Source organism: Fibrobacter sp. UWB11 (assembly GCF_900143015.1).
Classification (GTDB): Bacteria; Fibrobacterota; Fibrobacteria; order Fibrobacterales; family Fibrobacteraceae; genus Fibrobacter.
Genome location: NZ_FSRT01000001.1, coordinates 1670288 through 1690610 on the forward strand (window position 1 = coordinate 1670288; position 20323 = coordinate 1690610).

A 20323-nucleotide genomic window follows, 5' to 3' on the forward strand; every position below is an offset into this window, starting at 1 on the left:
GACGCTACAGTCCGTCCCATTCCATCGGGCTTTGCCAGAAGTCGCGAGCAGTCATCATGTAAATCACAAGACGCTTGCTTAGCATGTCCTTCTTCATTTTCTTTAAGCGGGCACGGACACCAGGGCCGCCGCCCCAGCTCGTAAGCACTTGCACATCGAGCCCTGTTGCATACGCAAGCAAGGAACCCGGGCCACCGCTCTTCTGGTCCACAGATTCAAACACGCCCGTGAACGAATCGCCCATCAAAAGAATCGGTGCATTTTTGCCGCCCTTGTACGGCTTGTCGCCCTTGTAGATTTTCATTCCAGCAAGAGTGTCAGCCGGATATTTAGACTTTTCCTTATCGGCCAAGTGAGCGACCAAATCGCCTTCGCGGAGCACGACCGTATCCTTCATCACAAGGCTACCCGGTTGCGGGTTCGCATCAGCATACCAGCTGTACTGCGTCACGCGAGTTGCAAGCAGTTCCATCGCGGCAAGCATACCCGGCAACGCCCAATGCGTATCGTAACGCTGGTAGCTGTAATGAGGCGGTTCATCGCCCATGCGTGCAACCATCAATAACGGGTAAAGGTCCAACACATCAATGCCAGCAGCAAGCATTTCGCGGATAAATTCACGACCGTTCACATTCACGCACAAATCTGCAGGAGTCCCCTGCACAAGTTTGTCCGCATAAATTTCTTCTTTTACAGGAATCGGCACGACCAAGAGCTGAACGTTCATCGAATCCAGATACTGCTTGAGTTCAACCATTCGCGGGAGCGGGTTGTGAAGGCTATCCTGACCGCTAATTTTATCCGCAACGAGGTAGTTTGCATTACGGCGGAACCAAAGCATGCCGTTGTCAGACCAGGCATTCTGTTCCTTCGGGAGTTTTGCAAGTTTTTTCTTTAACGCTTCGCGGAACTTCTTGGTTGCAGGCGTTGCAGGGCAACTATTTTCAAGCGATGCAAGCGTTTCCAAACGGGCATAGGAACTCGTATCAAGCGTAAGGTTTACAGGTACAACTTCACCTGCAGCAGCCAAAGAATCTGCAACAACGGCAGCACGCAACTGTTCATCCGTCAAGCGGAATGCAGGCACTTCAAAAGCAACCCACATCGGGCTACCCATCGGGTTACCGCGCATCACGGCAAATGGACGATTTGCACGGGAATTTTCCCAAATAGCGCCTGGAGTATGTTGTTCCAAATCGGTATTCAAAGTCGGGTACCAATACGATGAAAGCGTGCGAGCCCAGTTCATCGCTTCTTCGCTATTCATTTCGGCAGTCATGTAATAATTCAAGACCTCAGCCGATTCGCCACCCGAAACAAACTTGAGTTTTCCGTAGAACGGAGCGCGGCCAGTCCAAACAGCAGGCATCACTTCGACCCACCATTCGATTTTGCCCTGATTATCACCCGTTCCGGGCACACCCCACAAACGGCTCACCGTCTGGAAAGCACGGAACACATCGGGCTCATCCCATTTAACCGCTTCGACTTCGTTCAAGGACTTTGCAAGCGAGTCATCCCCCGTTTGCGCATAGAGAATCTTTGCAAACGGTTCCCATGCAATCGGAGCTACACCCGCGACAGCCTCAGGCTCGTATTCCGAAATTGAATCGAGCATAGGGAACGGATAATCAGCAAGTTTTGCATTCGCGTTCTTGCCCGTGTAATTTTCAGGTTTTTCATCCATACCCGCCATGCGGATAGGGTTCGAAAAATACGCCGCGAAATCAAGAGCCGCAAGTGTCGGCTTTTCGACGACGCGTACCTGTTTATCCCTGTCGAGCACACGCATTTCGAATACGGTTACTGGAGCCGCATAAGTCGGAATGTGTACTGCCGGGGCTACAGATTCAGCAGCCTGCACAGAAGGATTGACAGACGGTGCAGCACAAGAGGCCGCAAGGAGCATGCCGGCCGAAAGCCCAGCAAAGCAAAGAACGGATGTAGATATTTTTTTCATTTTCACGTAAGGAATTATAATAAATGTTTAGCTATTAGTTATTGGATGTTAGTCAATAGTTACTTGTTACTAGTTACTAGTCGTTAGTTATTTGTTGATTTTCTGCTATTGGCTAATTGATCTTTTTGCAACGCAAATGGATTGACTTCGAAAAAAATTTTGCGGTCTTGTAATCCCCATATTTTCTAAATTATATATCATAAAAAAACAAGGAGTCTTTATGCCGTCTACAGGTGAACACAATAAGTGGATTGCTCTCGCCCTCTGTATTCTGCTCGGATACCTGGGCATGCACCGTTTTTACGAAGGTAAAATTTGGACCGGAATCTTGTGGCTTTGCACCGCAGGACTATTTGGCGTTGGAGTCATTGTCGATGCCATTTTGATTGTTTTGAAACCGGAACATTACTAATTAGTTATTAGTCAATAGTCAGTAGTTATTAGATTAATATGAAACGTTTATTTGTTATCGCGACCGGTAGTGCCGGAAAAATTAGAGACTTCGCCCACATTTTGGGAACCGACCATTACGAATTCAAGACATTAAAAGATATCGGTTTCGACGAAGACATTATCGAAGACGGCAATACCTTTGCCGAGAACGCCATCATCAAGTCGAACACAACGGCTCAATGGCTCGCCAAGCGCAACATCGAAGCAACAGTTCTCGCCGACGACTCTGGTCTTGAAGTTTTCGCACTGAACGGCGAACCGGGCATTTACAGCGCCCGCTACTGCGGAAAGCACGGCGATGACGAAGCCAACAACGTCAAGTTGATGCAAAAGCTCGAAGGCATCGAAGACCGCAAGGCCCGCTACTTCTGCGCGCTCTCGTACCAGACCGTCACGAAGAACGAGAATGGTGAATTTGTCATCAGCAAGCCGATTATTTTCGAAGGCGAATGCCGCGGCGAAATCAACCATGCACCCGTTGGCGACATGGGCTTTGGCTACGATCCGCTTTTTGTCCCGGATGGTGAAACCAGAACGTTCGCGCAGATGGAACTTGAAGAAAAGAAAGTCATCAGCCATCGCGGTAATGCAATTAGAGCATTGAAGAAAGCCCTCGGGAAATAAAAAGCATAATCCACATTTTTTCAATTGTCATGCCGGACTCCGTTCTCTTTGACCACTTAGAACTTTAGTTCTTACGTGGTCATGATCCGCGTATGGGGACGGCATCGCCATTCTTAGTTGAAAAAAGATTAATACATTTACTATTGCATTTGTAAAAAACAAGGTCCGCAAAAATCGCGCCATGCTAAAAGTTCTATTCGCACCGCTACAAGGTTACACGACGGGCATTTATCGAAAAGCCCACGCTGAAATCTTTGGCGGTGTTGATGCTTATTACGCTCCATTCTTGCGAATCGAGAACGGAAAGCCGCGCGAAAAGGACTTGCGAGATTTAAATTCGTTTGATGGGAATGCGCGCGAGATTCCGCAGATTATTGCAAACAGCGTAAGCGAATTTAAAATTCTCGCAGACGTACTAATCGCCAAAGGCTACACGGAAATCGACTTCAACATGGGATGCCCCTTCCCGATGCAAGTCAATCGCCATCGTGGTGCAGGTATTTTAAGCGATGTGCAAGCAGTCCAACAAATCATGGACGAAATTGCGAAATTATCTAGCACCACAAACGAAACAGCACAGGCAAATGCAAAAAAAACTGCGCCGATAAAAATTTCCGTGAAGATGCGTCTCGGGCAAGAATCCCCTAGCGAAGCATTTGCGCTCCTCCCTATTCTAAACGAAGCTCCGCTTACACAAATTACGCTCCACCCGCGACTCGGCAAGCAGCAATACAAAGGCGCAATTGATTTCAAATCATTTGAAAAATTTTATGAGGAATGCCGCCATCCGCTCGTTTACAACGGCGACATCACAACAATTTCGCAAATTTACGAAATGGAGCGCCGCTACCCCAAACTCGCAGGTGTGATGATTGGCCGCGGGTTGCTCGCACGCCCTAGCCTAGCTGCTGAATACAAAGTACAACGCGAAAATGCCGATGTTCAGGATGTTCAAGATGTTCAAGATGTTCGCAAAAATTGTGCCATAAGTGAAACAGATTTCACAAACAAACTTTTTCAAATGCATCAAGCGATTTTCGACAACGCTTGCAAAACGTATCAAGGCGATAGCCAAATTCTCTCGCACGTTCAAAGTTTTTGGGAATATCTCGAGCCCAGCATTTCCAAGAAGATATTCAAGAAAATCAAAAAAGCAGGCAAACTCAGCGAATATCAACAAGCAATTATCGAGATGAGGGGATGATTGTGAACAGCGTCTACATCGAAATCACGAACGTTTGCAATCTGAATTGCAGCTTTTGCCCATGCGGAACCACCGCAAGTAACGCGAATACTGCAGACAACAGATTTGCGGCAAACAATTCGTCGATTTCCGCAAATCGCGCGTTCATGAACTCCAAGATGTTCGAGGATTGCATCGCTACCGCTCAAGAAATCGGAGCCACCAACGTATACTTTCACGTTCTCGGGGAGCCCACGCTCCACCCCGGCTTTGCGCATTACGTCAAGAAGTTAGAACAAACGCCATTAAAGCTAACGCTCACGACAAACGGAACCACCATTGAGCGCACTGGCCGCCAAATTCTCACAAGCCCCGCTGTTCGCCAAGTCAACTTTTCAACACACGCCTACGCCGAGCTCCCCCGCGAAAGTGCTGAGCGTTATTTGCAAAACGTCCTAGATTTCTGTAGTCTCGCGATTGTCGAGCGCCCCGACCTCTACATCAATTTACGCTTGTGGAACGTCGGCGCAGACGAAGTCACGCCGTGGAACAGCTACATGCTAAAGCGCATCCACAAGACATTCGGTGTCGAAGTCACACCAGGGCATTTCTGCAGCCGCCACAAAAGTTTCAATATCACCGGTCGCCTCTACCTGCACGAAGACACAAGATTTGAATGGCCTAAGCCAGACGAAAGAACAAGCAAGGTCCCTGAGCCTGCCGAAGGGCCTCATCATCCTGTTGGCACATGTCGCGCGCTCGATACGCATGTGGCAATTCTTCATAACGGCCGTGTGGTCGCCTGTTGCCTCGATCATAGCGGACAAATTACACTCGGCCACATTGGTGAACAAAGCCTTGCCGAAATTTTAGAAGGTCCGCTAGCTCACAACATCCGCGAAGGATTTGCGCAGCACGAACTACGCCATCCCTTCTGTCAAAATTGCAATTTCTGCAAACGGTTTAAATAAGCGGCATCAAAATCAATAGCAGGTTTTGTCCGTCCTTGTCGCCCATTTTTTGAAAGCAACAAGAGCCTCGTTTCGCATAAAATGATCGCACTTGATAGCACGTTTTTCGTACGGCAAATCGAGTTGATCATAAATAAAGGAATCATCAAAGTCAATAGCGGCGGCATCGGCCTTGGTATTTGCGTAGCAGATTCGCTTGACACGCGCCCAGTAAAGCGCGCTTAGGCACATCGGGCAAGGTTCACAACTTGTATAAACCGTACAGCCTTCCAAGCTGAACGTTCCAAGTTTTGCGCAAGCATTGCGAATTGCAGTCACCTCGGCATGAGCCGTCGGATCGTTATTCGGAACCACATGGTTTGTACCCGTCGCCACAACTTCACCATCCTTGACAATTACGGCTCCAAACGGGCCACCACCTTCGTCAACGTTATCTACAGACAATTGAATCGCCATTTGCATAAAACGTTTGTCTTCATCCGTAATATTCTTCAATTCTTCTTGCATAAAAACTCCTTTACCTCCCTAAAATAATCAAAAACTCAAAGAAAAACAACAAAAAGAAAAATTCAAAACACGCTATTTTTCAAACCACGCCCTGTCATGCCAGCCACCGAGCAGGCATCGCCTTTTTTGCCCAAGGTAGCGGATTTTTAACTATTTTTTGGCAATGATGATCACGGTTCAAGACTTCACGGGCGTTTATGCCGAGCAACCCTTTATGCAAGAACTGCGTGCCGCCGCAGAAACAAGCAAGGACATTCGCTGGCTAGACTGCACCAAAATCGTAGGAACCGACTGCTACTGTGACGATGACGCCATCAAGGAAATCAATGAATTGATTGATAACGCTGAAAGCAACAGCAAAAGTGAATGCGACAGCATTATCGAGAATCGCGACAATTCCACAAACGACATTGCGCCGCAACCAAGTATTCACTTCTTTGATAACGGCAATTACCACTACATGAGCAAGCTCTGGACTGACAGAGTTCAAGAACCATTCACGCTCATCGTCTTCGACCACCATCCCGATATGCAGCCGCCCCGCTTTGGCGGAATTTTAAGTTGTGGCGGTTGGGTCAAAGAAGTCCTCGACAATAACAAGTTTATTCAAAACGCAATCATCATCGGAGTCAAAGACGAACTCGTCGAAACCGTTCGCGAAGAACTTTCGCAATCCGGTGAAGCGGACATTTTAGAGAAAGTTACGTTCATCAAAGAAAGTGAACTAAGCACCCTCTCGTCTTTAATCTGTAGCGAGTTTTCGAGCATCCTCTCGTCTAATCTTTACATTTCCATCGACAAGGACGCGCTCTCGCCCACCTATGCAGCAACAAACTGGGACCAAGGCTCGCTTACACTTGACGCCCTCAAAGATTGCATCACAGCCCTTGTAACAGGTCGTAAAATTCTCGGCGTAGACATCTGCGGTGAATGCGCCCACGATTTCGAAGGCGACGAGCACCACACCGTCCAAGAAGCCGATACGCTCAACAACTCGCTCAACCGCGAACTTGTCGAGTTTTTAAAGAAGATTTAAACTAAGCGTAAAATCAAGAGATTATCCTTCAGTTTCTACCTTTTTTTCTGAATGCTCGTGTTCATAGAGAACCTTCTGCATTTCTATTTCACGAGCAAGTTCTTCCTTAGATGGCAAATATGTCAAATACTTGGCAGCGTACATACGCTTATTTGTTGCAAGCGTTGAAAATCTTGCCACATCAGCATTGGTTTCTGAACAAAGAATCACACCGACAGTCGGGTTATCCCCCGTATTCCTTTTATAGGTGTCATATAGCCTGAGATACATATCCATTTGACCAACATCTTCGTACGAGATTTTTGTGGTTTTCAGGTCAATCAAGACAAAGCACTTTAAAATGTAGTTATAGAATATCAAATCAATATAATAGTCATCTTCGTCTGTATGGATATGCTGCTGGCGCCCAACAAAGGCATATCCCTTCCCCATTTCCATTAGGAATTTCTGTAAGTGGTTCAAAATTGTACTTTCCAGGGTTGATTCAGTCAATGCAGCATCCTGATTGAGTCCCAAGAACTCAACAATCAATGGATTCTTAATAAACTCAGAACTATCTTTCTGATAATCGGCTGTCAAAGTCTTCATTTCCCTGACAACAAGTACTCTCTTAGCCTTCGGTGTTTGCATCAAGCGATAGTAATATTGCGAGGCAATATTGCGTTTTAAAGTGCGATAATCCCATTGTTCTGCAGCCGCTTCCTGCATATACCACTGACGAGCATCAAGGTCAGGCACACGCATCAGACTTTCGTAATGGCTCCAAGATAATTGAGGAAGCAAAGGCTGTTCTATCATTGAAGATTCAGCAACATGCGATTCCATTTTTCCTAATTTTACGGATTTAGCAGGCAAAGCCTGCTGAATCTTTACTATTTCTTTTTTAAATTCAGCAGGCAATGCCTGCTGAATTTGCAGAAATTTAAACAAACAATAAAATTTTCTAAAATTCCTAAGTTGCGTCTCAGAAAAACCATTACCAAAATTTTCGGTTAACGAAGCTGAAGCTTCTTCAATAATTCGTTTCCCATAATCCGCCCTAGCTTTACCTTGCTGTTCTTGCTCCACGATTCGCCAACCTAGTAGCCAGTTACAAGCCACCTGCATCAAGTTTGCTGCACGAAAACTCATTTTTCGAGCAGTCGAAACAATAGACCGCAAATCAGCGATATAGTTTTCGCTATCAGTTTTTCTTTTCTTAATTTCTCTAGATTTCATTTCAGCCTCCATTTTGCCGCATTTTACGGCTGTTAGATTTTAGAGGCGTTCCCTTATTCCAAAATTTCAGAATAAAAAAACGCATTTCTCCATTCGACAGAGAAACACGTTATGCATTAATGTACCTAATATTAAAATATCTGGCTAGGGGTGCAATAAAATTTTACATAATCAAGAAATTCTAAACCACAAAATTGTCATTCATCTTTTCTTAGCAACAAGTCTCTTAAATTCCGCACGGGCCTTGCGCATATCAGCATTGAAAGAATCATCTGCATGCAAGCGTGCATAGCATCCTGAAATTATCAACTTTGAAGCATCTACATCGCTTTGCCAATGGAAGCCAGCTATCACGCGGCTTTGCCCCCACTCGTAGCCGAACTTCAGCAATGCATCTTGAGCAGCAGGGTTAATTTCGGCAAGCAAGAGTGCCATCGCCCACCCGCGAACCGTATGGCTCGACGGAAACGACCCCGTATTTCGATGTTCTTTTTATTTTTGACAACACAAAATACAAAGAAACAAAAAATTCTTTGAAAAGAATCATTGATTCAAATGTATTTGCATAAGCGGTCATGCATTCCAGCGCGGCACCCCCATTTCTACTTCACTGCAATAAACTTGCGGCGTTCCGTATTTGCGCTCTTCAGCTGCATCACATACAAGCCAGCAGGCAGTCCGCGGGTCATCCATGCGACATCGCCGACTTTCGCAGATTCAACGTCCATGCGGCGCACCAGCGAGCCCTTCGTATCGAAAATGCTAACGCGATAGGCGCTTGGCACGACCTTTGCTGCCGTCGAACGCAAATTTGCAAAGTGAATCGATGTAGGATTATCCTTCGTCGTATCTTTTTCCGCGGCCTTCACAAGCGTCACATCGAACTGATCGATGTTCGGGCCGTCATTACCGCCAACAGTTGCAAATTTCACGGCATTTTCGCCTGCAGCAAGGCTAATCAAGACTTCAGCCGTTTCCCAGACAGTCCAGCCACCAGTTGCCTTGAAAGATGTTGTTGCAGTATCCAACCCCGCGCTCACCGTCAACGAACGCGCTTCACTCGAGCCATTTGCAAAATCGACATCGAATTTGTATTGACCTGCGGTATCGACTTTCACATTTACAACAACATCTCCGCCCTTATCAAAATTCACGTAACCGTCACCATGATAACCGCCATTGCTACTTTCTGAAACGCCACCTGTAATCACGCCTTTTTCGGCCTGATATTGCTTATCGGGTGTCGGCGGCTCCGGTTCCACATAATTCGCATCACATTCTGTCGGGCTTTTGAGCGTTGCACCCGCATTCGCTTTCACCGCAGCCTCGACTTCACTTGCCTTGAGCATAAAACTCGTGTATTCATACGGCGGCGTAAAAGATGTTCCCGTTCCCTTTGTATTGCCGGAGCAGTTCGTGAAAATGTTGTCTATAACTTCATTTACGCCCGTTCCATTGGCGTTACCCGTATAAATCGGATTCGATTCGTTGATGAACACATTCCTTTCGGTGCGCACTTTGCACATGTGACCTGCCGAAACACCAAGCACGTCCGTGCCGTTCGTAATGCTAGCATCTCCCGTTAAAAGGTTGTTTACCATATGCACATTTCCGTAGCGGCAACGCGGTTTGCGCTGGTTTGCAGCCTTCCACCAGTTGAACATATAAGTCACGTTCAACTTGCCTTCACTTACAGGTTCATTATCTGAACTTCCAATGAGGTTCGAGAGGTTGTGCGTACTCTTTTTCTTATAACCGAATATACACCACGTAAACGTTACGTTATCAGAACCTTTCACCACGTCAGCGTTGCCATCTTGACCATCCCAAAATTCGCAATGGTCAATCCAGATGTTCTTTGATTCGCCTTCAATCGTGAGGTTATCCCACGCCTGGTCCGCATTACTACCCGGCCCTTGAATCACGATATTACGAACGATAATGTTCGATGCCTTGCTCGTAATATGAATGGGAGCCTTCAAAAGTGTTCCCGGCTTAAGACCGATAATCGTCTTGTTCGAAGCGGTAATGTTCAAGCGACTGCCCGACGTTCCACTCCAGCCATCGCCAAGCGTACCGTCAATGTAAATCACACGCGGAGAAGAATCCTTCGCGTACTTTTGCAAATCGGAGAACGTTTTTACAACAATAGGAGTTGCATTCCCGCCACCGGTCACTTCAAACGCTGTAGAAGTACGACCCGAACGAGTCGCCCAGCCAATCGGCTTGCACTGATCCACCGCAGCAGAAGCACAAACCGCAAACGCACACAACGTTACCAAGACTTTGTTAAAACACTTTTTCATCTCACACTCCTTTATCAATCCTAAAAATTCACTGGATTCTTCGCGATGCTCCGAATGACGTGCTTGGTTAAACGGACTAAACGCTTGTCATCTAGCAACCGCTTTTACATACAAATTCTTCATTCCCTTGACCTTCATTTTTGCTTGTTGCATCGCATCGTTTGCATTTAACGCGCGAACAGTTCCAACACAAACGCCCATCGGGTCAAAGACCATATAATTGCGCGGTTCAGCCTTCGCTTGCAAGCGACCACGAGCAATAGGCAAAGATTCACCTACAAATTCAATCCAGTCAATATTGACATAATTTCCGGTAATCAAAATCTTGAGAACGTGCGGACCTTCGGTCAAATCAACAGTCCCAACATCGACTGTTTCGTAGGTTTTCCAATCCTCGCCCGTCTTGGACGCAACAAAAGCAGAACCAAGTTCCTTGTCGTCGAGCAAAAGCTGGAATCCCGACGTTTCAGAACCCGAAGCGTACCGCGCCCTGATCTTGTATGTTTCAGTTCTCTTGACATTCACGGAATATTCCAACCATTCGCCTTCCATGGTATAGCCCACAGCGTAGCCATCCGCGATTTCTTCGATATCTACGCCATCATTACGGTAAACTTTGCCCTTGTTTTCGGAATCGTCATCCTTGTACGAACTGTTACCGCTCCCGACTCCCGTAATATCGTAGTTTTCGGCTTGAATTTTCCCAGGTATCACGGCAGCATCACCGGCCACCGCTTCGCCATTCTCGATTTTTCCGAACGGCTGTTGCGGCACAGGTTCCACAGGAGTACGAACAACAGCTTTGAGCATTTGTTCTGCATAGCGCTTACCAAATGTCACATAGGCATCGTGATTAAAATGGTAGCGGTCTACCCCGTTTCCGCCAAGATTTTCAGAAGTCGCATAATAGGTATTGTCCATCGTATTCGGGAGTTTCGAAACGCGGTCAGAATAGCAGCAACCATCGCGCAAAAGTTCACCCGCCACAAACGGCACCGTATCCGAACTCATGTCAAGCGCTTTCAAAATATCGTCACGAGTTTTCTTCACAATTTTCGGCCAATCCGAATAACCGCCATCCGTTTCACCCTGGTGGAAAATAAAACCTTTAATAACGCCGACTTCTTTTGCTTTCTTGGCGATGTCCACAATCGTCTTGTAAACGTTTCCGTCGCTTGCATATTCCTTGGCGTAGTTTTGGAGCCAACCTTCAGCCGTCGAAAGGTAACTTGCATACTGGTCTTTATCAAACAACTTAATACTAGCGCCACCCACTGCGACAGGAATAATACCAATAGTCACATCAGGCATGCTGTCGGCCATCGTACGGCCAAACCAGTCCGCAATAGAAATTGTATTGCCGCAGTTAAACAGCGAAGGCACCGCCGGATAAACCTCGCCCAACGTATTACGACCTTTGCCCGAGCACTTTTGCGTTGCAAAAATCTTGAAGCGCGGATGCTCCGCCTTATCTGCACTTTGAGCATCTGCTGTGCCGCCCATATTGGACTGGCCATAGGCAATATAAATGTGAAAATTGGGGTCCGGAGCCGCATGGAGCGTACCGAACAGAGAAATACCGAGGGCAAAAGCCATCCCAGCAAGAGTTTTAGAATATCCCACAAACATGTAAAATCCCTTTTTAGAATTACACCTAGTGTAATCTATAATCTTGAGCCGAGATTGCAACCACTGCGCCAAGCATTTTTCTAGACAATTTGTCAAAGGCTTGACTCAACTTTGGTCAACAAAGGTTCTTCATTTTCAAACCGAATATAAAAAAATGCTATTATTCCTTTCAGAACATCAATCAACTAATAACTATTGACTAAAAACCAACAACTAAAAATGGATATTAACGAACTCGCACAACAGCACATTTTGAAGCAGCCGCTCTACGTGACCGGCAAACCCATCGCCTACACCGCTCGTGAATTCGGCCTCGACCCGAAAGACATCGACAAGCTCGCCAGCAACGAAAACCCGTTTGGCCCGAGCCCGAAGGGCATGGCCGAAGCTCGCAAGGCTTTGGAAGAAGTGAACCTCTATCCGGATGGCGGTTCTTACGACCTCATCGGAAAGATTGCTGAATTCCGCGGTGTGAACCGCGACCAGATTGCTGTGGGTAACGGCAGTAACGAACTTTTGGACATGATTGCCCAGGTGTTCCTCGGCCCCGGCACGGAAGCCGTCATGGGCAACCACAGCTTCGCTGTTTACAAGCTCGCCACGATGGCCATGAACGCCAAGATTGTTGAAGTTGACATGCCCGCTCCGGGATACAACTACAACCTCAAGGCTATGCGCGACGCCGTGAACGAAAAGACCCGCATCGTGTTCCTCGCCAACCCGAACAACCCGACCGGTTCTGACCTCACCGCCAAGGAAATCCTCGACTTCGCCGACAGCCTCCCGGAAACTTGCGTTCTCGTGATGGACGAAGCCTACACCGAATTTATCGAAGACACGCCGGAACTCGTTCCGGATTTCAACAGCCGCATCGCTGCTGGCAAGAACATCATCTGCTGCCGTACGTTCAGCAAGATCTACGGTCTCGCAGGGCTGCGCGTGGGCTACTGCATCACCCGTCCGGAAATCGTCGCCCTCATCAACCGCGTGCGTGAACCGTTCAACGTGAACAGCATCGCTCAGGCAGCTGCCATCGGCGCTATCGACGACCAGGATTACGTGAACAAGGTTCGCGAACTCAACAAGAAGGGTCTCGAACAGCTCAAGGCTGGTTTCAAAGAACTCGGCCTCCCCTACGTCGACAGCCACGCAAACTTCATCGCCGTCAGCGGATTCAAGGATCCGATGGACGCCTTCAAGTTCTTGCAGGCCAAGGGCACCATCATCCGCCCGCAGCCGGCTATGGGTGACGTGCTCCGCATTACCGTCGGTACCGAAGCTCAGAACAAGAAATGCCTCGAAAACATCAAGGCATACCTTAACAAATAAACATTGACTATGTCATTCCCGCGAAAGCGGGAATCTCCCATCCTTGAACAAAGAAGGAGGTGCCCGCTCGGAGGCGGGCATGACAATTCAAATGAACTTCAATAACAAAAGCAATTGGAACAAACGCTCGCAAGTAGCAAAAGAAAAAGCTCACGGCGTTGCCCGTGTGATTTCTAAGCGCGGTTTTTGCAGCAGAAGCCAAGCAGAAAACCTGGTCCGCGAGGGCCGGGTTTCTTTGCGTGGTAAAATCGTCCGCGATCCGGACACTCCCGCCCGTGAAAATGATGAGATTTGCGTTGACGGAAAGCCCGTAAAAGCAAGCGCGTTCGTTTACTTTATGATGAACAAGCCGCGCGGTTACGTCACCACAGCAAGCGATGAAAAAGGGCGCGCAACCGTAATGGATCTTTTCCGCGAGCAATATACCAAGATGTTCCCTGGCAAGGCTGTGCCGCATATATCGCCCGTTGGCAGACTCGATGCCGCCAGCGAAGGGCTACTTTTGTTAACGAATGATACAGCCTGGGCAAACAACCTCACTGAACCGCGAAAGAAAAATGGCGATTCCGGCACGGAGGCCGGAATGACAAAGTGGATTCAGCATACCAAAATCTACCGCGTTCAGGTCAACGGCCACCCCACCACCGAAGAACTTTCGCAAATGGAAGCAGGTTTCAACGTTCCGCCACGAGTCTTTGGTGAACCCGAAGAATTCATGCACGCCGTCAGCGCCAAGCTCTACAGCGCAGGCGAAAAGAACTGTTGGCTAGAAATTACTTTAGACGAAGGCAAGAATCGCGAAATTCGCCGCATGCTCGCGAAGCTCGGCTACGAAGTCTTGCGTCTCGTCCGCATCAAGTTCTGCAATTTTGAGTTGGGCGATTTAAAGCAGGGTTGCATCAAAAAACTAGATGCTCCGCAGCATTAAGCCGATCGCGGCTTACCCGTCCAGCCAAGTTTTTCTCGAAGAGCGCCCACAAATCCCGTGTGACGCATACGAATAAACGTTGTCACAAGCTTACTTTCAGACAACATCACATATTCATCCGGTTTCATTTCAAAATCTATACGCCCGTCAAAAACGAGATCAAGCGAGCAATTCACCGCCGAAGCCATTCGCAACTTTTTGTCCGTCAGCGAAAGCACAAGCGGACGCACCGAGAGGCTGCTCGGCGCCACAGGCGTGAGCACCACCGCAGGCGTCGAAGGATGGATAATCGGGCCACCAGCAGCAAGGTTGTATGCAGTCGAGCCCGTCGGCGTCGAAACGAGAATTGAATCCGCCCAGTATTCCGTCAGGCAGGTATCGTTATAAGCCACGTTCACGTTTACCATGCGTTCCGGAGCGTGCGCGCGCACGTGGACTTCGTTCAGCACGGTCTGCTTTGCAATGCACTTTCTGCCATGATAAACCGCAGCCTCGATCATCATGCGTTCACGAGTCGAAAAATCGCCAGCAATCAAGCTGTCAAGCGTCTTGGTCAAGCCTTCCACGCGCGATTCCGCCAAGAATCCCACGCGACCGGCATTCACGCCAAGAATCGGGATGTTATGACCAAGCGCAATATGCGCGGCAGTAAGCACAGTGCCATCGCCGCCAACAGCAATCAGCAAATCCGTCTTCTGCAATGCGGATTCCTTCACCACGCGAATCGGCTTTTTTACAAGTTCCTTCAAGGAATCCAGCGCGCAAAACTTGATTTGCGGATGTTCGAGCGCCCATGCCGAAATTTGCTTCAAGGCACATGCCAAATCGGCACTTTTGTCCTTGAATCCGACAATTCCAATATTGCAAAAAGACTTGTTCATTTATGAATCCTTAGTTTTCTTTGCTAGACAAGAAGGCGATTCCGGCATCCTTCGACTGTTGCTCAGGACAGGCTCTGGTCGGAATGACAAATCGGGCAACAACATTCTATTCCTTCTTCTCGGCGTTTTCGGCCACAAGCACGTTCTTCATTTTTTCATAAACGCCTGGGAACACCGCCTCGACCTTGTCCATATTCTCGACCGGTTCATCGTTCTGCAGCGCAAGCGAAAGCACGTTCAAGGCAAGCCCCATCTGCGCCGATTCACCCGCATCAAAATCGCTACCGTTCACAATCGTCTCGAGCCCGCGAATCACAAGACCGTCATCGTACACGCCGACTTCGGCACCCGTCTTGCGCAAGTTCACCGCCAAGACTTCATTCTTGGGGCGCATTTCAACACGCACTTCTTTAGGCACTCGCAAAATCGTCTCGCCTTCGGCGTAGCAAGCCGCCACCGCCAACAGCGGGTATTCTTCAAGCGCCGTTGCAATCACGTCTTCACTAAAGCGGCGGCCCTGCAAACGCTTGCCCGAAGCGAACGGCTTGATTTCCACATCGCCAAAAACGTCACCGTACTTTTCACGACGGCTCACCGTTTCCACGTTGGCGCCCATGCGCTTGAGGCATGTGAGCGCCCCTGCACGGCTACTGTTCAAGTCCACGTTCAAAAGTTTGATGACGTTGTCTTTCGGCATATTCCCGACAGTCGCAAGCACCGCAAAAGCAGTCGCTTCCGTGGTATCGCCCGGCACATAATATTCACGCGCCGTAATCACCTTCGTCTCCGAAAGTTCCGTGAACTGCGTACGTTCAATCTTCTTGCCCTGCGCAATCATCAAGCGGCGTTCGAATTCGCTCAACTGCTCCATGCCACGGCCTTCGTACTTCACAGCCGCACCAAAGTAAATGAGCATTTTGGTCCACTGGTCATGCACCGTAGACTTTTCTTCAAAATTCAAATATTCATTACGGATAAGCGCACGGAGCAAAAGCCTGTTACGCATCACATACGAAACGTTCCCGAGCGAATCCTTCTTTACATTCAATTCGTCGCGCAAAAAATTAAAGACAAACTTTGCAGGTTCATCTTTCTGGACCTTAATCTTGAAATACTTTTGCAAAGTTTCCTTGGCCGTGTTCACGCGGGCAATTCCCGCATCGTCCACTTCGGCGGCAAACGTATAAAGTTGTTCTTCGTCCTTGCTCGCCAGCGTCCACAAAAGCACATTCTCGGCCTCATTGAACTTTATCGGAAGCATCGTCGGAACTGGGTACTGGAACCCCTTGCCGTTAAGCACCAACTGGTGCCCTTGCAATTCGTAAGACAACCCAAATTCTTTAAGAGCCTCGGCATAACGTTCACTGCCACTCGCCCATGCGAAATCTTCTAACACGGTGCGGCCATTCACAAGGAGCGCCATCACCAGTGTCAAATTCATCCGTTCTCGGTCGGGGTTCATCAAGAATTCCATCGTCTTTTCCTTAAATTCCTTTCTATCAAATTAACGTCTTTCTTTAACTTCGTAATCCAAATAACGTAAAGTCTTTACTGCACGAGCAGCTTCTTCTTCGGTCTTGAACGCAAGCAAAAGCGTGCCCGCCACATTTTCGCGAACCTTCATAAGTTCAATATCGCGAATGTTGATGCCTTCTTCGGCAAGCGGCTGCATCACGCTCAACAGAGCGCCCGGCTTATCCTTGAGCTGTACCGTAATTTCGTAGAACGAAGCGGTATTGTTGCGACCCGGAGCAAACAAACTCGCACGGCCATCGTTACCCGCCTTGAAAATATCGGCAAGCGCCTGGGAATTATCCGCCACCACACTCTGTTCGTCATTTTCAAAATTGCCCGATGCAGGCTTGCCATCTTTAACAACATTCAAGCCGTTCATCGCAGCAATCGTCTTGTCGAGGCCATCACGAACTTCGCAAAGTGCACGCGTCGTCTCGTCACGATTGGTCACCGCAATATCGTGCCACATCCCCCAACCCGAGGCAGCAATACGCGTCATGTCACGGAAAGCGCGCCCCGCAAAATGCTGGTAATTGTGAGCAAGCAAACGCTCCGGCAAGTTGCCAGCAAGCGTAGAACTCAGCATCTGCGGCATGTGACTCACCCACGCCATCGTGCGGTCGTGATGTTCCGGCGGGAACACCACAGAATTCGCCCCCACAAAATGAATCAATTCCAAAAGCGGCGCATAAACAGATTCAGGCGTACCCTCTGGCGGGCAAACAAACCAGTACGCATTTTCAAAAATCGCAGGATCGTTGTATTCGCAAGTGCGCTTTTCGGAACCCGCCATCGGGTGGCTACCGACAAAACGGAACGGAGCCGGCAAACGCATGCCCGCCTTGCAAATTTCAACCTTCGTCGAGCCGATATCGCTCACCAAAATTTCACGGCCAACAGCGGCTTCAGATGCAGCCCACGAAACGCGCCCCAGCGCATCAATCATTTTAAGAATGTGGATAATCGGCGCACAGAGCAAAATCAAGTCACTGTCATTTGCCCATTCTTCCGTTTGGTCGTACTGGTAAAATTCATCTGCAAGTTCAAGCTCGCGAGCACGCTTGAGCGTCGATGGCGAACTCACGGCACGAATCTTCGTCGGGAGCTTAGCCTGTTTGATGGCAGCAGCAATCGAGCTTGCCAAGAGGCCAAAACCCACCATAGTAATGCGGCCGACCATTATTCTTCCACCTTGCGAGTTTCTTCCATGATGACACGGAAAATATTCTGGAACGATTCCGGTTGGAGCAGCCCACCCGCCTTTTTCGCCTTTTCGGCAACTTCGTTCAAAACAGCCGTTTCGCGACCTTCGTCAAACACGGGCAACCCCTTCTGCTTTTTGATTTTACCAATCTCGGCAGCGTATGTCGCCCTCTTGTTGAGGATCGCCATCAGTTCATCGTTCAGTTCATCAATGCGAATGCGCCATTCATTAATATCCATGTACGTGAATGTAGAAAAAAATGGTTGCTGTTTTGCGATGAATACGTTGATGAACGGCTCCTGCTACCCATTTTTACAGAAATAAGGCGTCACGGCATAAACCCGCTCTTTTTTCAATGTGTTATATCAGTTTCATAATTTTTGAAAGGAAAAAAAACATATGTATATGATTGACTATCAAGAAGCCCTTTCTCTTGAGCAAGATTTATATTTTTTTCAGCATTTCGAATTGCATTTTCTAGCTTTCCCTCAGCACAAAGCTTTCTTACCCACTCATCATTATCAAGATAAGATTCCGTTTTCAGAATACTACCGAGTTTAACTTTATCTAAATTTCTGATTTTCTTCATTTTAAAAAGCGCTTTATTTGGCAATATAGCGTCAGGAAAATAATTACGTATATACAGCTCTAATTTTTTGACAACGCTGCCACATGTTTTATACAAGGTTACATCATTTATAAAATGCAGTAAAAACCAGTATTCAAAGCAAGGCATGCTAGGGCACAACACAACATTTTCGGAATTCTCATATTTTTTCTTAAATTCGTCAAAGGTCTTTTTATTCGCTACAGCATATTTACGCTTTACATCCTTCTCTCTCGTTAAATTTCCTAGAACCGTATCAAGATCAAATACACAATATATCTTGGCATCTGGATTTCCAGACAAAATATCGTCAACATGTTTTGGAAAAACATCTGCATAGGAAGCTTCATTCCCAAAATATCTAGGCAATATCGTAAATTTATAATTAGAGCAATTTGCCAAATGACTGAAATAACAACGCTCTGTAACGCACCCACCACTAATAATATATGGTTCTATAGGATTTAAAGGTCTTGAACCATCTTCAAACTGATATAAAACTTCCGTTCTGAAATGCGGGGTCTCTTTAATTTCCGGCTTTATTTTTTTCATACTATTTAACGCTAAACTGAGTCGCTCCAAATCGTTTATTTCTATAAGCCGATCTAATTGAAGATATTCTATTAATACCCTTAAAGTCTGTCAGTTTGTAGAAATCAGACTCTCCCGCTTTATTCTTTTCAACAAACCAAACAGAATCCTTTCTAATCAAATCATCAGTCAAGTCAAGAAGTCCATCGTAATGAGTTGTTATAAACAATTGAGATTTTGAATTTTTTTTCAGAAAATTATAAAGCAAACTTTGCAACAAATATGGATGTAGCGAATTTTCAATTTCATCTATTGCCAAGAAACTTTCATTTTGAGCGGCATCATATAAAGCAACATTCAATCCAAGAGACCGAAGAGTTCCTAACGATTCAACTTCTTCTTCAAGTGCATATAATTTTTTTCCGTCATCATTTTCCACATAATGATGAAATATCGCTTTCAACCGACTAACTCGATCCTTTCCTTCTATCAATTTTTTCCATTCAACAGGCACTTTCTTTAGAAGTTCATCAGGCATAAATTCTTCTTCTATATCAATATCTTCGATATTGAAATCGGCACCTTTCAACATTTCAAGAGCATTTCTTTTTACTTCAATGCTTTTTTTTATTTTTTTCTTTGCAAATGTCGTCAAATTGATATCTTTATTAATCGCATGTAGGCCGCTTTCCTTAAACCATCTAGCGGCATCATCAATAAAGGGAAACAAGCCATTCACCATATCTCTTGCAACAAAAAAAGACATATTTTTTAGGCAATTTGCTTCAAGGGCTTCTTTGGCACTTTTGCTGACCTTTAATTTTGGATTTATTTCAATTTTAGACCGATCACCTTCTAAAGTTCGCTTAAACAGCAACGTCGGCTGAACACTGTTATAAACGCTAAGCGATTCTAAATATACCTGCTTTTCGTCAATTTCCAATGAATACTTGTATTTTAAATCATCAACAAAAAAAGTCAATTCCAAAAAAGACGGAGATTTTCGTGAATCAGCATCAAGCATAAACGGAACAATACCCGTTTTTTCGTTAATCGATTCCGGTTTATGTTTTAAGAACAACGCCAAAAAGCAAAAAGCATCAAAAATATTTGTTTTCCCAGATGCATTATAACCATAAATCACAGCAAAACGAAGAAGCCTTGTTTGCTCGTTCACCTTTACGACTTGATAATCTTCTGCAAAAGTATCGTTTGAGGCATCGAAACTAATTCTAACCTCATCTTTGATGGAAAGATAATTTCTGACTTTTAATTCTTGAATCATCCAGCAGATCTCCTAATCATCAAATCATAGATTTTCACACACTCCAATTTAACAAAAGAAATATAAAAAAACAAGATTTTATTTTACAAAACAGCAATAAAAAAGCAGATTTTGCAAATAGAAAACAACTTCTCAACAATTTACGATTTAAAAGCA

General features: G+C 46.6%; 18 protein-coding genes and 1 pseudogene. 7 read left to right on the forward strand and 12 right to left on the reverse strand.

Translation table 11 applies throughout. The features are described 5' to 3' along the window. Positions 1–4: 4 nt before the first annotated feature. Positions 5–1960 carry an alginate O-acetyltransferase AlgX-related protein gene (locus tag BUQ91_RS06945; RefSeq protein WP_074208650.1) on the reverse strand — a complete coding sequence of 652 codons (1956 nt, stop codon included), beginning with the start codon at positions 1958–1960 and terminating at the stop codon, positions 5–7. Positions 1961–2180: 220 nt separating this feature from the next. Between BUQ91_RS06945 and BUQ91_RS06950 the strand changes: the two genes are divergently transcribed. From BUQ91_RS06950 to BUQ91_RS06965, 4 genes are all read left to right on the forward strand, one after another. Continuing rightward, the gene (locus BUQ91_RS06950) at positions 2181–2372 is read left to right on the forward strand and encodes a TM2 domain-containing protein (RefSeq protein ID WP_072827088.1); all 192 of its coding nucleotides are present in this window, start codon (positions 2181–2183) and stop codon (positions 2370–2372) included. 38 nt (positions 2373–2410) lie between these two features. Beyond that, the gene (rdgB, locus tag BUQ91_RS06955) at positions 2411–3037 is read left to right on the forward strand and encodes an RdgB/HAM1 family non-canonical purine NTP pyrophosphatase (RefSeq protein WP_072827087.1); all 627 of its coding nucleotides are present in this window, start codon (positions 2411–2413) and stop codon (positions 3035–3037) included. A gap of 181 nt (positions 3038–3218) precedes the next feature. Further along, positions 3219–4241 carry a tRNA-dihydrouridine synthase family protein gene (locus tag BUQ91_RS06960; RefSeq protein WP_074208651.1) on the forward strand — a complete coding sequence of 341 codons (1023 nt, stop codon included), beginning with the start codon at positions 3219–3221 and terminating at the stop codon, positions 4239–4241. Between the two features lie 2 nt (positions 4242–4243). Continuing rightward, positions 4244–5191: a radical SAM/SPASM domain-containing protein gene (locus BUQ91_RS06965; RefSeq protein ID WP_074208948.1), complete on the forward strand. Its 948-nt coding sequence runs from the start codon at positions 4244–4246 to the stop codon at positions 5189–5191. A 12-nt stretch (positions 5192–5203) separates the two neighbouring features. Here BUQ91_RS06965 and BUQ91_RS06970 read toward each other — a convergent pair whose 3' ends face one another. Beyond that, positions 5204–5698, reverse strand: coding sequence for a nucleoside deaminase (locus tag BUQ91_RS06970; protein WP_074208652.1), 495 nt, complete (start codon positions 5696–5698; stop codon positions 5204–5206). Positions 5699–5861: 163 nt separating this feature from the next. Between BUQ91_RS06970 and BUQ91_RS06975 the strand changes: the two genes are divergently transcribed. Then, positions 5862–6734 (forward strand): arginase family protein, encoded by an 873-nt coding sequence (locus BUQ91_RS06975; RefSeq protein WP_074208653.1) that lies wholly within the window; start codon positions 5862–5864, stop codon positions 6732–6734. Positions 6735–6755: 21 nt separating this feature from the next. Here BUQ91_RS06975 and BUQ91_RS06980 read toward each other — a convergent pair whose 3' ends face one another. From BUQ91_RS06980 to BUQ91_RS06995, 4 genes and pseudogenes are all read right to left on the reverse strand, one after another. Beyond that, positions 6756–7952, reverse strand: coding sequence for a PDDEXK nuclease domain-containing protein (locus tag BUQ91_RS06980; protein WP_083601199.1), 1197 nt, complete (start codon positions 7950–7952; stop codon positions 6756–6758). A gap of 201 nt (positions 7953–8153) precedes the next feature. Further along, a pseudogene (locus BUQ91_RS15950) lies at positions 8154–8417 on the reverse strand (phosphatase PAP2 family protein); the annotation flags it as partial. A gap of 137 nt (positions 8418–8554) precedes the next feature. Then, the gene (locus BUQ91_RS06990; protein WP_074208655.1) at positions 8555–10258 is read right to left on the reverse strand and encodes a pectate lyase family protein; all 1704 of its coding nucleotides are present in this window, start codon (positions 10256–10258) and stop codon (positions 8555–8557) included. A gap of 87 nt (positions 10259–10345) precedes the next feature. Continuing rightward, a complete protein-coding gene (locus BUQ91_RS06995; protein WP_074208656.1) occupies positions 10346–11887 on the reverse strand; it encodes a sialate O-acetylesterase in 1542 nt (513 codons plus the stop codon). Between the two features lie 219 nt (positions 11888–12106). Between BUQ91_RS06995 and hisC the strand changes: the two genes are divergently transcribed. Together hisC and BUQ91_RS07005 are read left to right on the forward strand one after the other, a co-directional pair. Then, positions 12107–13216 (forward strand): histidinol-phosphate transaminase, encoded by a 1110-nt coding sequence (gene hisC, locus BUQ91_RS07000; protein WP_074208657.1) that lies wholly within the window; start codon positions 12107–12109, stop codon positions 13214–13216. Positions 13217–13307: 91 nt separating this feature from the next. After that, entirely contained in the window at positions 13308–14144 is an 837-nt protein-coding gene (locus BUQ91_RS07005) for a pseudouridine synthase (protein WP_371590736.1), read from the forward strand. Here BUQ91_RS07005 and BUQ91_RS07010 read toward each other — a convergent pair. The 6 genes from BUQ91_RS07010 to BUQ91_RS07035 all read right to left on the reverse strand — a co-directional run bounded on the left by BUQ91_RS07010 (position 14141) and on the right by BUQ91_RS07035 (position 20167). Continuing rightward, positions 14141–15025: an NAD(+)/NADH kinase gene (locus tag BUQ91_RS07010; protein WP_072827077.1), complete on the reverse strand. Its 885-nt coding sequence runs from the start codon at positions 15023–15025 to the stop codon at positions 14141–14143. The genes BUQ91_RS07005 and BUQ91_RS07010 overlap by 4 nt on opposite strands. A gap of 106 nt (positions 15026–15131) precedes the next feature. Then, positions 15132–16499 carry a 3-phosphoshikimate 1-carboxyvinyltransferase gene (locus tag BUQ91_RS07015; protein WP_072827076.1) on the reverse strand — a complete coding sequence of 456 codons (1368 nt, stop codon included), beginning with the start codon at positions 16497–16499 and terminating at the stop codon, positions 15132–15134. A gap of 30 nt (positions 16500–16529) precedes the next feature. Next, complete coding sequence (locus tag BUQ91_RS07020) at positions 16530–17720, reverse strand: prephenate dehydrogenase/arogenate dehydrogenase family protein (RefSeq protein ID WP_074208659.1); 1191 nt, start codon at positions 17718–17720, stop codon at positions 16530–16532. Further along, positions 17720–17983 (reverse strand): chorismate mutase, encoded by a 264-nt coding sequence (locus tag BUQ91_RS07025; RefSeq protein ID WP_074208660.1) that lies wholly within the window; start codon positions 17981–17983, stop codon positions 17720–17722. The genes BUQ91_RS07020 and BUQ91_RS07025 overlap by 1 nt, the downstream gene beginning before the upstream one ends. A gap of 113 nt (positions 17984–18096) precedes the next feature. Continuing rightward, complete coding sequence (locus BUQ91_RS07030) at positions 18097–18903, reverse strand: RloB family protein (protein WP_074208661.1); 807 nt, start codon at positions 18901–18903, stop codon at positions 18097–18099. 1 nt (position 18904) lies between these two features. Beyond that, positions 18905–20167, reverse strand: a complete 1263-nt coding sequence (locus tag BUQ91_RS07035; RefSeq protein WP_074208662.1) for an AAA family ATPase — start codon at positions 20165–20167, stop codon at positions 18905–18907. Between the last annotated feature and the right edge of the window lie 156 nt (positions 20168–20323).

Coding starts and splice junctions, on each gene's coding strand:
- hisC (WP_074208657.1), top strand. CDS start 12,107: ATGGATATTAACGAACTCGCACAACAGCACATTTTGAAGCAGCCGCTC.
- rdgB (WP_072827087.1), top strand. CDS start 2,411: ATGAAACGTTTATTTGTTATCGCGACCGGTAGTGCCGGAAAAATTAGA.
- BUQ91_RS07025 (WP_074208660.1), bottom strand. CDS start 17,983: ATGGATATTAATGAATGGCGCATTCGCATTGATGAACTGAACGATGAA.
- BUQ91_RS06980 (WP_083601199.1), bottom strand. CDS start 7,952: ATGAAATCTAGAGAAATTAAGAAAAGAAAAACTGATAGCGAAAACTAT.
- BUQ91_RS07035 (WP_074208662.1), bottom strand. CDS start 20,167: ATGATTCAAGAATTAAAAGTCAGAAATTATCTTTCCATCAAAGATGAG.
- BUQ91_RS06995 (WP_074208656.1), bottom strand. CDS start 11,887: ATGTTTGTGGGATATTCTAAAACTCTTGCTGGGATGGCTTTTGCCCTC.
- BUQ91_RS06975 (WP_074208653.1), top strand. CDS start 5,862: ATGATGATCACGGTTCAAGACTTCACGGGCGTTTATGCCGAGCAACCC.
- BUQ91_RS06960 (WP_074208651.1), top strand. CDS start 3,219: ATGCTAAAAGTTCTATTCGCACCGCTACAAGGTTACACGACGGGCATT.
- BUQ91_RS06945 (WP_074208650.1), bottom strand. CDS start 1,960: ATGAAAAAAATATCTACATCCGTTCTTTGCTTTGCTGGGCTTTCGGCC.
- BUQ91_RS07030 (WP_074208661.1), bottom strand. CDS start 18,903: ATGAAAAAAATAAAGCCGGAAATTAAAGAGACCCCGCATTTCAGAACG.
- BUQ91_RS07005 (WP_371590736.1), top strand. CDS start 13,308: ATGAACTTCAATAACAAAAGCAATTGGAACAAACGCTCGCAAGTAGCA.
- BUQ91_RS07015 (WP_072827076.1), bottom strand. CDS start 16,499: ATGGAATTCTTGATGAACCCCGACCGAGAACGGATGAATTTGACACTG.
- BUQ91_RS06970 (WP_074208652.1), bottom strand. CDS start 5,698: ATGCAAGAAGAATTGAAGAATATTACGGATGAAGACAAACGTTTTATG.
- BUQ91_RS07010 (WP_072827077.1), bottom strand. CDS start 15,025: ATGAACAAGTCTTTTTGCAATATTGGAATTGTCGGATTCAAGGACAAA.
- BUQ91_RS06950 (WP_072827088.1), top strand. CDS start 2,181: ATGCCGTCTACAGGTGAACACAATAAGTGGATTGCTCTCGCCCTCTGT.
- BUQ91_RS07020 (WP_074208659.1), bottom strand. CDS start 17,720: ATGGTCGGCCGCATTACTATGGTGGGTTTTGGCCTCTTGGCAAGCTCG.
- BUQ91_RS06990 (WP_074208655.1), bottom strand. CDS start 10,258: ATGAAAAAGTGTTTTAACAAAGTCTTGGTAACGTTGTGTGCGTTTGCG.